This is a genomic window from Undibacterium sp. SXout7W (genome assembly GCF_049339385.1).
Classification (GTDB): Bacteria; Pseudomonadota; Gammaproteobacteria; order Burkholderiales; family Burkholderiaceae_D; genus Undibacterium.
Genome location: NZ_JBMPPF010000012.1, coordinates 74,387 through 87,885 on the forward strand (window position 1 = coordinate 74,387; position 13,499 = coordinate 87,885).

12 protein-coding genes are annotated in these 13,499 nt (G+C 45.3%); 2 read left to right on the forward strand and 10 right to left on the reverse strand.

Annotated features, from left to right (window positions below; translation table 11 throughout):
- The first annotated feature begins 6 nt into the window (after window positions 1-6).
- On the forward strand, window positions 7-2,463 hold the full coding sequence (locus tag ACO0LB_RS12585) for a cyclic nucleotide-binding domain-containing protein (protein ID WP_423049497.1): 2,457 nt from the start codon (window positions 7-9) through the stop codon (window positions 2,461-2,463).
- A gap of 93 nt (window positions 2,464-2,556) precedes the next feature.
- Here the strand turns inward: ACO0LB_RS12585 and ACO0LB_RS12590 are convergent, their stop codons facing one another.
- The 3 genes from ACO0LB_RS12590 to ACO0LB_RS12600 form a co-directional block, all read right to left on the reverse strand.
- Window positions 2,557-3,327, reverse strand: a complete 771-nt coding sequence (locus ACO0LB_RS12590; protein WP_423049499.1) for a 3',5'-cyclic-nucleotide phosphodiesterase — start codon at window positions 3,325-3,327, stop codon at window positions 2,557-2,559.
- Window positions 3,328-3,593: 266 nt separating this feature from the next.
- On the reverse strand, window positions 3,594-5,117 hold the full coding sequence (locus ACO0LB_RS12595) for a cyclic nucleotide-binding domain-containing protein (RefSeq protein ID WP_423049501.1): 1,524 nt from the start codon (window positions 5,115-5,117) through the stop codon (window positions 3,594-3,596).
- A gap of 412 nt (window positions 5,118-5,529) precedes the next feature.
- Window positions 5,530-6,009, reverse strand: a complete 480-nt coding sequence (locus ACO0LB_RS12600) for an acyl-CoA thioesterase (RefSeq protein ID WP_423049503.1) — start codon at window positions 6,007-6,009, stop codon at window positions 5,530-5,532.
- A 446-nt stretch (window positions 6,010-6,455) separates the two neighbouring features.
- On the opposite strand from ACO0LB_RS12600, the gene ACO0LB_RS12605 reads away from it, so the two are divergent.
- Complete coding sequence (locus ACO0LB_RS12605) at window positions 6,456-7,004, forward strand: NADPH-dependent FMN reductase (RefSeq protein ID WP_423049505.1); 549 nt, start codon at window positions 6,456-6,458, stop codon at window positions 7,002-7,004.
- Window positions 7,005-7,119: 115 nt separating this feature from the next.
- Here the strand turns inward: ACO0LB_RS12605 and ACO0LB_RS12610 are convergent, their stop codons facing one another.
- From ACO0LB_RS12610 to ACO0LB_RS12640, 7 genes are all read right to left on the reverse strand, one after another.
- On the reverse strand, window positions 7,120-7,995 hold the full coding sequence (locus ACO0LB_RS12610; RefSeq protein WP_423049507.1) for a pirin family protein: 876 nt from the start codon (window positions 7,993-7,995) through the stop codon (window positions 7,120-7,122).
- Between the two features lie 19 nt (window positions 7,996-8,014).
- The gene (locus ACO0LB_RS12615) at window positions 8,015-8,425 is read right to left on the reverse strand and encodes an OsmC family protein (RefSeq protein WP_423049509.1); all 411 of its coding nucleotides are present in this window, start codon (window positions 8,423-8,425) and stop codon (window positions 8,015-8,017) included.
- 208 nt (window positions 8,426-8,633) lie between these two features.
- Window positions 8,634-9,380: an acetoacetate decarboxylase gene (locus ACO0LB_RS12620; RefSeq protein WP_423049511.1), complete on the reverse strand. Its 747-nt coding sequence runs from the start codon at window positions 9,378-9,380 to the stop codon at window positions 8,634-8,636.
- On the reverse strand, window positions 9,377-10,150 hold the full coding sequence (locus ACO0LB_RS12625) for an acetoacetate decarboxylase (RefSeq protein WP_423049513.1): 774 nt from the start codon (window positions 10,148-10,150) through the stop codon (window positions 9,377-9,379). Before ACO0LB_RS12625 ends, ACO0LB_RS12620 begins: the two co-directional genes overlap by 4 nt.
- A 151-nt stretch (window positions 10,151-10,301) precedes the next feature.
- Window positions 10,302-11,366 carry a patatin-like phospholipase family protein gene (locus ACO0LB_RS12630; RefSeq protein ID WP_423049515.1) on the reverse strand — a complete coding sequence of 355 codons (1,065 nt, stop codon included), beginning with the start codon at window positions 11,364-11,366 and terminating at the stop codon, window positions 10,302-10,304.
- 87 nt (window positions 11,367-11,453) lie between these two features.
- Window positions 11,454-12,236, reverse strand: coding sequence for a 3-hydroxybutyrate dehydrogenase (locus ACO0LB_RS12635; protein WP_423049517.1), 783 nt, complete (start codon window positions 12,234-12,236; stop codon window positions 11,454-11,456).
- A 401-nt stretch (window positions 12,237-12,637) separates the two neighbouring features.
- Window positions 12,638-13,444, reverse strand: coding sequence for a substrate-binding periplasmic protein (locus ACO0LB_RS12640; protein ID WP_423049519.1), 807 nt, complete (start codon window positions 13,442-13,444; stop codon window positions 12,638-12,640).
- Between the last annotated feature and the right edge of the window lie 55 nt (window positions 13,445-13,499).

A 13,499-nucleotide genomic window follows, 5' to 3' on the forward strand; every position in this document is an offset into this window, starting at 1 on the left:
TAACTCATGACTGATAACAGCAACATCAATTTGGTGAAAGAGGGTATGGACTCTTGCTTTGATATCGTCATCGTAGGATCCGGTCCTGCCGGACTATCTGCTGCTGCCAGAGCCAGTGCTTTGGGCGCTCGTCATGTGTTGTTGGAGGCTGACTTGCAGCACGCTTCCGATACAATATTCAAGTACCAGAAAGGCAAGCATGTCATGGCTGAGCCAGGCATTTTGCCATTACGTAGTGACATGAGTTTTACCGCTGGTAAAAGGGAAAATTTGCTGGATACCTGGAACAGTGAACTTGCCAAACTGAAAGTGAATATTCAATATGGCAAGCGGGTCAATTTTATCGCTCGTGATGAACAGACAGGCTTGTTTACAATTCGTAGTGAAGATGGCAGCGAGTATGCGAGTAAATCAGTCATTCTCGGTATCGGCTTGCAAGGTAATATCAGGAAAACAGGTACGCCGGGTGAAGATCATCCAAGAGTCCAGTACACGCTGGCGGATCCTGATGAGTTTTCAGGTGAAACAATTATTGTGATTGGCGCAGGCGATGCCGGTATTGAAAATGCGTTAGCACTCGCAAATCAGAATACTGTGTATCTCATGAATCGTAGCGATGAATTTGTTTTTTGTAAGGATGGTAATCGCACGTTGATTTTGGCTGCTGAGAAAACAGGAAAAATCAATGTTTGCTACAGTGCAAACACAGTCAAGATTGAGGATGGCAATAATGGGATGCCTCTCAATTTTGTATTTAATGGCAAAGAGGGGGAAACGACTATCCCTTGCCATCGGGTCATTGCACGTTTGGGCGCGACGCCACCAAGAAAGTTAATTGAAAGTTTTGGTATTGTATTTCCAAATGCGAATCCTACTTCAGTACCCGTACTTTCTGAAACCTATGAATCGAATGTTCCTGGTTTGTACATCGTTGGAGCTTTAGGCGGCTATCCACTTATTAAACAGGCGATGAACCAAGGTTACGAAGTGGTTCAGACCATAGTCGGTCAACCGGTGGAGCCGGTGGATGAGCCTCTGCTGCGAGAAAAATTTAAAGCATGGAAGCCTGGGGTTTCTGTTTCCCATGTGATCGATACGATCATGGAAAATGTGCCTTTGTTTAAAGGTATGTCCAAACTACAGTTGCGTGAGTTTATGTTGGAGTCAAATTTGTTGATTCCAGGTGCCGGTAGTATTGTTTTCAAAAAATTCGACTATACCAATACTTTTTATTCGATTGTTGATGGTGAGGTCGAAGTTGAAGTCACTGGTGCGGATGGGAAGCCTAAATTAATTACTCTTCAAAAAGGGAAGTATTTTGGAGAGATGGGGCTGATTTCGGGACGACGCCGTACCGCGACAATTCGTGCAGGGAAGAACTGTGTTTTACTGGAAACACCACGTCGTTCAATGTTGAAACTGATTTCTGCCGTTGATGATGTGCGCCAGCAAATGGATGAAGTATTCGTCAGGCACGCTATCACAAACTATATTGGCCCCATGTTGACGCCAGAAGCAGTCAATGCGCTGATTGCCGGTAGTGTTCAGATGAAACGCTACAACACGAACGAAGTATTATTTAAAGAAGGTGATACCGCGGACGGGTTGTATCTGATACGGCGTGGATCTGTAACTATTTCTAAAGTGACAGATGGCAAGGAAAGAATTTTGTCTTATGTTTCAGCGGGTAACTATGTCGGTGAAATGGCGCTATTGAGCGATGCTCCTCGCTCAGCCACTGTGACTGCTACCGTGATGACTGAGGCACTGATTTTGAATGGTGAGAGCTTTAAGCAGCAACTTGCCGCCAACCCTCAGTTGCGTAAATCAATTGAAGATAAAACACTGAAGCGCACACAGAATAATGTCATGCTGGAACAGAGCACCGGCAGAGAAAGTGATTTGATTCGTTTCTTGCTCGGGCAAGGTGTGGGTGAGGCATCTGATGTTTTGTTGATTGACGAAACCTTGTGTATTCAGTGTAATAACTGTGAAAATGCTTGCGCTGAAACGCATAACGGCACGTCCCGACTGAAGCGGGAGTTGGGCCCTACATTTGCGAATATCCATCTGCCGACTGCGTGCAGACATTGTGAGCATCCGCATTGTATGAAGGAATGTCCTCCGGATGCAATCAGTCGTTCACAGCAAGGGGAAGTGTTTATCAGTGATGCTTGTATTGGTTGCGGTAACTGTGAGCGAAATTGCCCTTATGGCGTGATTCAAATGGCGGTGCAAAAACCTCCTAAACGGGGCGGAGGTATTTTGTGGACTTTATTTGGTCTGGGTGCCGCACCAGGTCATCGCCAAGCTGATTACGATCCAAATGCGTTGAAAAAAGCGGTGAAGTGTGATTTGTGTAAAGACCTGGATGGTGGAGCATCATGTGTCCGGGCTTGTCCAACCGGTGCTGCTATTCGTATCTCGCCAGAAAATTATTTCAAAAACAGTAAAGTCATGTAGTAACTATCGTTGACTTATGATGAGATGAAGAAAAAATAATGAAGGTATAAAAATACTATGCCTGTTCATTCAAAGTGAACAGGCATTTGGTTTTTAAAACATGAACAATTGATTATTGTGGAGCATTTTTGGATGATGCGGCCCCGTAAATTGTGCAATTGTTGCTTCGATTTTTTCAAATTGTCCGGGTTTGGCATGAGTCACAAAAATCTCCGGACTGCATGTCAGTTTTTGAAGTTCTTCTTCTAGCAAACTCGGGCAAAGGTGCTTCGATAATATTGCCAGTTCACGTTCTTCATCGGGAAAAGCAGCTTCGATCACGACAAATTTGATATTGTCGACTAGATTAATCGCTTCCCATAATGCAGTACATACGGTGGTATCTCCGCTAAACGCCAGACTGCCATTACCGCTGTCAAGTAAATAGCCGACTGCCGGAACCGTATGATAAGCAGGCAATGCAGTGATGTGACGGTTATTGCCAACACTGACGGGTACGCCAACACTAATAGTATTGAATCGGAGGAAGGGATTTTCAGCAGTAGGTATTTTGCTGAAATCTGGCCAGATTAGCCAATTGAAAATATGCGTCTGAAGTATAGCGAGGGTTTCTTCTGTTGCGTGCACAATCAATGGCGTGTCTCGTTTATCCCCGACACTATCAAGAATAAAAGGCAGGCAGGCTATATGGTCCAGATGGGAGTGAGTAATGAATACATGATCTATACGGGTAAGTGCTTCTAAAGATAAATCTGCACTGCCGGTACCAGCATCAATCAAAATATCGTCATCTACCAGTAGAGACGTTGTACGCAAACTACTACCGCCAACGCCTCCGCTACATCCGAGTATTTGTACTCTCATTTTTTCAGACCATTTAATGGAAAGTTGAGTTGTGTACCTTGAACACCATGTTTTCCAGACAAAGAGTACATGTTTATATTGTCAAAATGGGTAGGGTTTTCGTGATACTAATCTACTCGTCAGCTTAAATCAATCTCTGAAAAAAATGCCATATTGAGTGCTGATAGGTAGTAATTTCTCTCGCTTGCAAGAAGCCGGTCTGGTGTTGATCTGTTCAGAATACTTTTTTATTCTCCTTGAATCATTTTCTTCATGGCATTGAATGTTTACATGCTCAGTTTAAAAAATTGCTTAATGCTGTCGAGTAATTTGCCATGTTGTACTTGGTCTGGTTTGATATTGTCTTCGTGAATTTTTAATAATTCCTGATTACGTTCACTTAAGAGTTGGGCAAATTCGATAGCAAGGTCTGGTCTGGTGAGCATGATGTTGTCGAATATTGGTTTATCTATTCGATAGCATTCTGTGTGTGTTCGCGCAGTCACGGTCGCTCGGCGTGGTTCTCCGGTCATTAGTCCCATTTCACCAAACACCGTACCGGGTTTTAACACTGCGAGATGGCGTTTTTCCTGTGCATTGATTTCGTAGTTGACATCAGCTTCGCCATGAATGATCAAATAAAGCCAGTGAGCAACATCCCCTTGTTTGGTCATGACATCATTTTTAGCAAAAATATTCTCTCTTAATGAAGACGCAACCTGATACAGCTCTTCTTCGTTCAGGGTAGAAAATAGGTGCACTGTCGATAGATTTTTAATCCGCTCATTAATTTTTTCTTGTAATAAAGCAGCCTTGACCTGCTTAGTATTGCTGGTCAGATTGATATCCATACAAGGACGTCCAAGTTCAAATCCAATGCCCTGACGTTGTAAGCAAGCATAGATATGCTGCCTGATCATTGAGTCTGTAGTTTCGTCTGCCTGGGGAACCGTGAGCCAATACCGTACCATGTAATGCGTAGAGCCCTCGAGATAGTCCAGCACCAGGCATTGTGGTAATGGATCTGCGGCGACGTTATCGATTTTCGCTTCTCGCAAGGCTTTTTCTACTGCACGCACAACCAGTTGCGGTGGGACTGAAAATCCTGTTGTGAAACGAATCACCCGTCTCCAGTTAGGGCTGTCGGGGCTGCTGAATACTTCAAACTTGGAGCGCATCAAGATACTATTGGGAATGATTACCCGTGCGCCATTATTCATTCTCACCGCAGTATGACGCCAATGCACTTCGACAACGCGACCACGCACATCGTCAATTCTTACCCAGTCACCAATACGAATTGAGTTATCCAGCTGTAATGCTAAGCCTCCGAGAATATTGCCGAGAGTGTCTTGCATAGAAAATGCCAGAATCCCGGTAATGACCGCCGATGTTGTTACCACGCCACTGAGGTTCAAGCCGGCATAACGTAGTCTGACGAGACCCCATGCAATACATCCAAAAACAAACACAATATCCTGCAAAATGCGAGGTGATTTGATACGCATGGCGGGCAACAGCAGTCGGAATATCACGATGCTGGTCAGACGAATAAATAATAGTCCCCATCCTATGGTTGCTAATTCTTCTAATAGGACAGATGCTTCAAGCAAACCTGCGGTTGGGAGTATTTTTGAAGAAATACTCAGGACAATAAGTAATCCGGAAACAATCAGATTGCTACGCAGTAATTTAATGCCGTCTGATAATGTCTTTATTAGTAATAGCTGTAGTAATAATGCGGTGGCGATGACAGCAACCAGATCAAGATGATCGGCAAACCAGCCTGCCTGAAATAAATCGTTGAGCATTCGCCCCTCCAAAGACATGTATTCTGGTGATGATGACCAAGGTGTCGCGTGTTAGTAGGCATTTCTCTACCTTGCCGTGAGGATCTGTATCTGCAACCTACACACAAACATTGGTGAATGTGAATCTTACTTGATGGGCCATGTCTTGATTAATGTTGCAAAAAATATTTTCGCAACAACTGTGCAGAACATAATTTTCAGAGCTGCAGCGAATGGAAATATCGACTGATAAAACGATTCCGTGTGGGAATCAGCCTATTTTCATCGTCCATACGAACACTATGGAGTTTCATGTCGGACGCCAGGTTGTTCGGGCGGAAGTATTCGCATCATCCATTTTTATTAGTCACTTTCGGAGTCTCAATACAAAATAAAAATGGATTTCGATAGGAATACTACCGACAATATTTTCTCAAGATTTCTTTTTGCCATGCAGTTGCTGACGCGATAATTTACGTTGTTCAGCTTGCTGGTGGCGTCTTTTCTGTTGCTCCGTGACTAGCTCTAAAGCAGGCACAGGAGTCGGTTTACGGTTAGCATCTACTGCAACCATAGTGAAATAGCAGCTGTTGGCGTGCCTTACCTGCCGTTCCTGTATATTTTCAGTCACGACTTTGATACCGACTTCCATAGAACTGGTGCCTGTGTAATTGATCGATGCAAGAAATGTCACCAGTTCGCCGACATGAATCGGTTGCAGAAACATGACTTGATCTACTGAAAGCGTGACAACATAACTTCCGGAATAGCGACTGGCACAGGCATACGCAACGCTATCGAGATATTTGAGAATTGTGCCGCCATGAACATTACCGGAAAAGTTAGCCATATCCGGCGTCATTAATACTGTCATGCTGAGTTCGTGAGGTAACCAACTGAGTGAGTTTTCCATACTATTGTTCCATTTAGGTTGTTGCGCTGAGTCAGTCATGATCACAAGAGTGGCGATGAGCCAACATAATCATCAAGTCAATAATTCATCAACAAAAGGTCTTTGCCCACTGCAAAAGGAAAACACGATTCTGAATATTATTTCATCAAGCCATGGTAAAAATGGCGAAAATATATGCATTCAGTCATGAAGACGAACATCATTGATGATCTGCCAGTTTGCATAAACATGTATTTTTGTCAGCGACAGAAATATAACAGTAATTCTATCGAAACCAGAAACGCAGTAAGAAATTTAATTGATTGAACTGTAGCGGTTTCCGTTTGCTGGGATATTTGTCAGAGCATGTATTTGGACATGTATTTGCAGCCACATTTTTTACCTGGGTGCTATTGTATTGATTGCATCACCGGATATCTTTCAACTTTCATTGACAGGATGAGCATATGAAACAAGTTAAACTTTTGGGTATTGCAGGTAGTCTGCGTCAGAAATCCAGTAACAAAGGATTGTTAAGAGCAGCACAGGCAAACTTGCCAGCAGGGACAGTCTTGGAAATTGCTGATCTTTCGGATATTCCTTTTTACAATGCTGATATCGTCGAAAAACCTGCATCGGTACAACGGGTTCTGGCGCAAATGGAGGCCGCAGACGCCTTAGTGTTTGCTTGTCCGGAATATAACTATTCGCTTGCTCCGGCACTGAAGAATATTCTTGATTGGGCATCACGTGAGCCAGACAATGCCTTACTCGCCGGAAAAATGGCCTCCATTATGGGGGCGGGCGGCGGTATGGGGACTTCCAGAGCGCAATATCACCTGCGTCAGGTATGTGTTTTTCTCGATTTGCACCCATTGAATAAGCCGGAAGTTTTCGTCAATGCGTTCGCTGGTACTGTCGATGCGGATGGTAATCTCACTGACGAGAGATTACAGAAATTGATCGCAGATCAGATGCGGATCTTGGTCACTAAAGTCGAGGCCAGTCTCAGTTAATTTTCAGTCGTTGAGAGAAATACTCCGTATTGCCTGAAGATGAAGGAGGCAGAATCTGTTTTACTTCAGTTTCAGGCAATTCGGAGGTACGTAGAGCGTGGGGTAACCGTGTTGATCATGTTGTCCAGGGTAACTTGGGAGCTGTTAGCCTCCTGCTTTCAGCGTCTTTGACAGCGCCAAAGCGCGGTGTATTGTTTTCCCAATCTTTCTGTGCCTGAGCGATATATTCTTTACTAAAACCGACGAAATTCCACCACATAGTGATGGGTTGTTCAAATGGCTCACCACCGAGCAGAAGAATTCGGCTCCCTGACTCTAGCACCAGTGTGACTTGACTGAGGTTTGTCCCCAGATAAGCAAACTCATCGGTAATAAATTTTTCTTGCCCGATATGGCACTCACCTTCCATCGGCAGAATGCCATATTCAAACCCGGGCGATAAACGCAAAGTAATCATTGTTTTTTGAAGACTCCGGATGTCCATCCCGACTAACGGTGAATGAAAGGCAGCTGGTGCGGTTTTGTCGCCATACGAACCCGCAAGTAAAGTCCAATGACATGCATCCTGTTCCCACGTGGGTAAGTCTGGAAAGTGTTCGAAAGAGGGCGGGCATTCCGCGGCAGTTGACGGTAGCGCAATCCATAATTGCGCTGCTTGCAGCCGTTTTCCCGGAACCGAGTCTTCAGTATGAACGATGCCATGCCCAGCAGTCATCAGATTGACTTCACCTGGCCGGATGATTTGTTCATTGCCCAAACTATCACGGTGCAAAATTTCACCTTCAATTAACCAGGTAAAGGTTTGCAAACCAGTATGAGGGTGAGCACCTACACGCATAGCGTCACCTTCTGCAAAGTTGACAGGGCCGGCATGATCAAGAAAACACCATGCTCCTACCATCCGGCGCTGCCGTGTTGGTAATGCTCGGTGCACTATCATGCCTTCTCCCAGTTGGGTGGCGCGGGAGGCAATATGTTCAATCGGATTCATGTGCTTTATATCTCGTTGATCAGGCAGCTAATCCGGTCTGGATTCGCACTTCACCTACCAGTAGTTTATGCATAGGACAGGCATTGGCGATTTTCAACAGTTGTTCACGTTGTTCAGTGCTGAGGTCTCCGTAAAGATGTACGGTTCGCACAATGTCGTTACCGGTTTCTGGCTTACCCGCCGGATTCAGTTGCGCTTCCACCTGTATAGAAGTCAGCGGCCATTGGCGGCGTGCGGCTACCATTTTGATGGTAATGGCAGTACAGGACGCCAGACTAGCCATCATGAGGCGATCTGGTGATGTTCCCACATTGCCTCCACCCATATCAAGTGGCTCATCAGCCATCCAAGTGTGACCCAGATCATCTTTTAATTCAACCTGATACGGTACGTCTTTCAATATAGCAGTGATACTGGCTGTTCCTGACATGGTGTTTTCCTGGTTACTTGTCATTGATGATAAATAAGGGGTTTTTCATCGGGCGTAGATTTTTAAAGCCATCCGCTGACGAGGTGTGAGCCCGGATACTTGCCCAATAAAAAAGACGCTAATGCGTTGCGATTACTATTCCATATCATACTTGATATGTGAACCTGTATCGCAGCCTGCCTTAGCGCCGTCAGATGAAAACTGTTTGTTAGCCCGCCAGATAATCGTGTAAAACCCGTCCGTAAGGTAGGGTCATATCTGTCACCATGTGCAGACCACCAACGACTTGCAGCACAGGCAGATCAGTGAGTGGACAATTGACTGCATGTAGCATTTCCAGACGAGCACGTCCTGTCCAGGCGCCTTTGATGACAACATCCTGAAAATTAATTCCAACCAATTGTGCAATGGCGGGTTTGCCATCGATATCCGGTACCAGTTTCAGTGTGATCTGGGTACGACCGAGCAATTCCTTTTCATGAGAAAAATCCTGGCGAAAGGCATCGTGCTTATACACCATGCTTGCCGTAGCCACATGCTGTCTGGCGTAATGCAGTGTGCCGGTCAGAGTGTCTCCGTTAACCTGCAATGCTGCTTTGCCAAACTTCATCGGATAGCCCCAGATTTCCCGGCCACCAGTCAGTGGTGGTGTATTGTCGACATACATCTGGCTGATGAAATTGCAAGGCTCGCCATGAAAAGTGCAGGGAATGATTTGCGCAGCAGCGGAATAGGCGCCAAAACCTTCGCCATCAGGTAAGTCCAGCCATTGAACAGAGACAGTATCGCCTACTGGTTGCAATGGCTCCGGCAACGCTTCACGTATTGCTGCAGGATCAGTTTTGTAACTGACAATCATGTATTGCCGGTTAAAGAATTTATAGGGACCGCGTGGATATGTCGGGCTTTGCAGCGGCATTGATGGCAGGGCCAGAACATCGCTTTTTTTCATCATTTCTCTCCTGTAGATGAAGTTGCCTGCTCTTTGACATAATCGAATAACACGCGACCATGTGGCAGGGTCAGGTCAGCGATATAGTGTTTGCCACCAATGATTTTCTTGATCGGTAAATCAGCTACCGGTGCATTGACATGAGGAATCAGTTGTAGTCTGGCGGGAGAAATCCAGCTGCCTTTCACGGTGATATCTGTCAGATTATAGGCAACCAGTTGGCATATTTTAGGACTGCCATCCACATCCGGAATGATTTTCAGGTTGCAGGATGTCTTGGTCATTCCTTTTGCTGTTGCTTCCAGGCCACCATGTGCTGCTTCATGTTTATAGCCCATTGTACCCATGGCGACTAATTGGCCCGCATACTCCAGCGTACCGGTTAATGTATCGGAACATATTTCAATTTTTGGTAGCGCATATTTTTTTGGGAAGCCCCAGATTTCCCTGCCCGCCGAAATCGGAGGTTCATCATCGAGATACATCTGGGCAGTGTAATTAATTGCTTCACCGTTGAAGGTACAGGGGATGACGAGGCCACTTTCTGTGTAATCACCAAAGCCAGAGCTATCTGGCATACGTATCCATTCATACAGCACGTGGCCATCCGTATTAGGCTCCAGAGGCTCAGGTACCACCTGGCGTAAGAGATCTTTATCAGTCTCATACGTAATGATCATGTATTCACGATTGATGAAACGGTAAGGCCCCATAGGATAGCTGGGGCTGGCTGCTGGCATGGAGGGGAGTTTGAGTATCTGTTCTGGCGTCATATGCTACCTTTCTGCTCGGTAAGAATGGATAGTGAAAATGATCGCCCTCACTCATGCCGTATCCCTGAGGAATCCCTCAGATATTTCGTACGTATGAGTTATGCATCGCCTCAGGGCAATCCGTCAGCCTTGCTACTGCTTGTCATGCTAATTACAAAAACTCTTTTTTCAGATCGACTGTTGAACGGTTGTTGATATGGTCAAAATTATGCTCCAGCCACTCGGCGGCGCATGCACGTCCGCGGTCTCGTAACATGGTCAGGAATCCCCAGTCACTTTCCATCTTACTTTCAGCAGACAGGTCGGACATCGCGTTGTCCGCACGGACAGAGTGAATCAGAACATATTTCATTTTGTTCATATATTCATCTTTGATCCAGCCGTCATCCATCAGCTTTTGAACAAAATATACAGCGCGTAGTTCTTTCATCAGCGCCGCATTAAAAGTGATTTCATTGAGTCGGTTCGAGATATCAACAGAGGTTTTAGGCGGCCCTGGTCGCTCAATAGGGTTGATATGTAAGATCACGACGTCGCGTGATTCTGTGTGATAAAACAGCGGGTATAGCACAGGATTACCCATATAGCCGCCGTCCCAGTAATGCTCACCATCGATTTCGACTGCCTGGAACAATTGAGGTAAGCATGCAGATGCCAGCACGACATTTGCTGTAATTTCGTTGGTATTAAACACTTTGGCTTTACCGGTGCGGACATTCGTTGCACAGATGAAGAGCTTGGTCTTTGCGCTGCGATCAAGTTCGTCAAAATCTACCTGTGATTCCAACACCTCGCGCAAGGGATTGTAATTATTCGGATTGAGTTGATAAGGAGAGAACGTGTTGGTCATCATCTTCATGGTATTGGCCATCATGTTCTTCATGATATTGCCGCCCATGAGCGCATCAAATGGTGTCGGTTTGATCGCGAATTTCTGACCGGCGTCGGAGATGGCCTGCCAGAAGTTATGCAAGGCTTCCCTTGCGCCATCATTGCCTTTGATCTTGCCATACGCATAGACGACCGCATTCATGGAGCCAGCGCTGGTACCTGAAATACCCTCGATCTCCAGGCGACCATCTTCTAAAAATTTGTCCATGACGCCCCAGCCAAACGCACCATGAGCGCCACCACCTTGTAGCGCCAGATTAATATTCTTGACTTGATTTTTTGGGGGCGCAGCGCGACTTTGTTTTGCTCCTGTTTCTGCCTTCATTGCCATTCCTCTCGCAGATATTATGTCTTTTGGGATAACTACTGATCGCAGGCTGGCTGAAACTGTGCCTGCCTGTACTGATTTGACTTAATGCGCAGTCCAGCCGCCTTCGACGGAGATATTCGTGCCGGTAATAGAGGCTGCGGAGTCACTGCAAAGAAATACGGCGGTTCCCGCAACTTGCTCCACTGTGACAAATTGCTTGGTAGGTTGTGCTGCCAACAAAACATCGCGTTTGACCTGTTCTTCGGTAATGCCGCGTGCTTTGGCTGTGTCGGGGATTTGTTTTTCTACCAGTGGCGTAAGTACATAACCAGGGCAAATAGCGTTACAGGTCACGCCATGTTCGGCAACTTCCAGTGCCACGGTTTTTGTAAATCCCATGATGCCATGCTTAGACGCCACGTAGGCCGATTTGAATGGCGAGGCGACCAGAGCATGTGCTGAGGCAATATTGATGATGCGACCCCAACCTTTTGATTTCATATACGGCACAGCAATGCGGGTAGTATGAAATGCGGAAGTCAGATTGATGGCGATGATGGCATTCCATTTGTCGACAGGAAACTCCTCTACAGGCGACACAAACTGGATACCAGCATTGTTGACCAGAATATCGACACCGCCCAATTGCTCGGCAGCGTGATGCATCATGGCCTCGATTTGCTCATGCTGACTCATATCCGCACCATCATAGATGACTTTCACGCCATATTTTGATGCCAGACCAGCACGAATTTGTTCGATTTCAGCAGCATCGCCAAATCCATTCAGTACCAGATTCACGCCTTCTTTCGCGAATCCTTCTGCAATGCCAAGACCAATCCCACTAGTTGAGCCAGTTACTACTGCATTTTTGCCTTTGATCACGGTGAACTCCTAACATTATTGAGGGGGGAGAAAGCCAGCTTCATGCCTGGGCATGTTGCATTGATATCATCAAAATTACTGCATAAAGTTAACGGCGAGATAATAATACACTGATAAGTCATACCAGTTACCTATCTTTTGCTTAAAAAATTAGCAGCTCTGATTTCGAAGGATATTCGCTTGTTTTCCTCACTTATTGTTTGGCAGCGTGACAACAATCTGCGATACAAAACGCACTGAAATGATGAGGTGGGGGAAAAGGAGGGGAGCGTGTTTGATTGATTATGCAGGCAGGTGACTGCAAGTATTCTCATTGAGGCGCAGCATGAACTCAATGAGAATAAAAGACATCACATTAGCAATGTATATGAGTCCAAAGAGTACTAAGAGTTCTAAGAGTATTATTCGATCGCATACTTTTGAAGTATTGCTTTCCAGACTGGGTCGGAACGCATGCCAGAAATGACCGTATCTAATTCTTTTCCCAATACTTGTTGATCCTTGTTCAAGAAAATGAAGCGCTCAAAACTGGATTGAGGTTTGGTTGCGACATAGAACAGATTTTTCATTTCGCTTTGATTGCCTAATTGTTTTAACAGATAGCGATATGTACTCGATGCCATGATCGTGACATCAATTTTTCCTGAAGCGATTTTTTTGATATTACTTAGTTCTTCATTGACATTGTCCCGAGTGATATTTTTACCGAATTGATCTTCCAGTCCCGCGTAACGATTGCCGTGAATTGCTCCAAACCTGAGTCCCTGCAATGATGCCGGGCTTTGGTATTCAATTTTACGTTGTGCAGTCGAAATAACGATATTGGCATCCGGCATGATTGGTGGTGTCCAGTGGAATTTCTTTTTATCTGTATCGTTGATAAAGCTTGGGTTCAGGAAGAGAAATACCGCTTTGGTGTCATGATTATTTTCGGCTGTTTGTATGGTTTGATTGAGCCGTTCTCTGGTCGTTGTGTTGAGTTGCAGGTGGTATTTTCCTTTCAGTTTCCCATTCAGATAGCCGACCAGATCCGTTGCCAATCCGCCTTGATCAACAACGAAAGGCACTGAGTTATAGGAGTTATATGCCGTGATCGTTTCCTCGGCAAATCCAGGAATAGCGATCATTAATCCGAGGAGTGTGAAGCCTGATATGGCTGTGAGAAAACGCTGTATAAGATGTTGAAGACATAGGGAGAGTTTATTCATGAGTATATTTTTGAATTGATTTTTGCGTCACATATATGACGTGACGAAATAGGAC

Coding starts and splice junctions, on each gene's coding strand:
- ACO0LB_RS12640 (WP_423049519.1), bottom strand. CDS start 13,444: ATGAATAAACTCTCCCTATGTCTTCAACATCTTATACAGCGTTTTCTC.
- ACO0LB_RS12620 (WP_423049511.1), bottom strand. CDS start 9,380: ATGATGAAAAAAAGCGATGTTCTGGCCCTGCCATCAATGCCGCTGCAA.
- ACO0LB_RS12585 (WP_423049497.1), top strand. CDS start 7: ATGACTGATAACAGCAACATCAATTTGGTGAAAGAGGGTATGGACTCT.
- ACO0LB_RS12600 (WP_423049503.1), bottom strand. CDS start 6,009: ATGGAAAACTCACTCAGTTGGTTACCTCACGAACTCAGCATGACAGTA.
- ACO0LB_RS12595 (WP_423049501.1), bottom strand. CDS start 5,117: ATGCTCAACGATTTATTTCAGGCAGGCTGGTTTGCCGATCATCTTGAT.
- ACO0LB_RS12590 (WP_423049499.1), bottom strand. CDS start 3,327: ATGAGAGTACAAATACTCGGATGTAGCGGAGGCGTTGGCGGTAGTAGT.
- ACO0LB_RS12605 (WP_423049505.1), top strand. CDS start 6,456: ATGAAACAAGTTAAACTTTTGGGTATTGCAGGTAGTCTGCGTCAGAAA.
- ACO0LB_RS12610 (WP_423049507.1), bottom strand. CDS start 7,995: ATGAATCCGATTGAACATATTGCCTCCCGCGCCACCCAACTGGGAGAA.
- ACO0LB_RS12625 (WP_423049513.1), bottom strand. CDS start 10,150: ATGACGCCAGAACAGATACTCAAACTCCCCTCCATGCCAGCAGCCAGC.
- ACO0LB_RS12615 (WP_423049509.1), bottom strand. CDS start 8,425: ATGTCAGGAACAGCCAGTATCACTGCTATATTGAAAGACGTACCGTAT.
- ACO0LB_RS12630 (WP_423049515.1), bottom strand. CDS start 11,366: ATGAAGGCAGAAACAGGAGCAAAACAAAGTCGCGCTGCGCCCCCAAAA.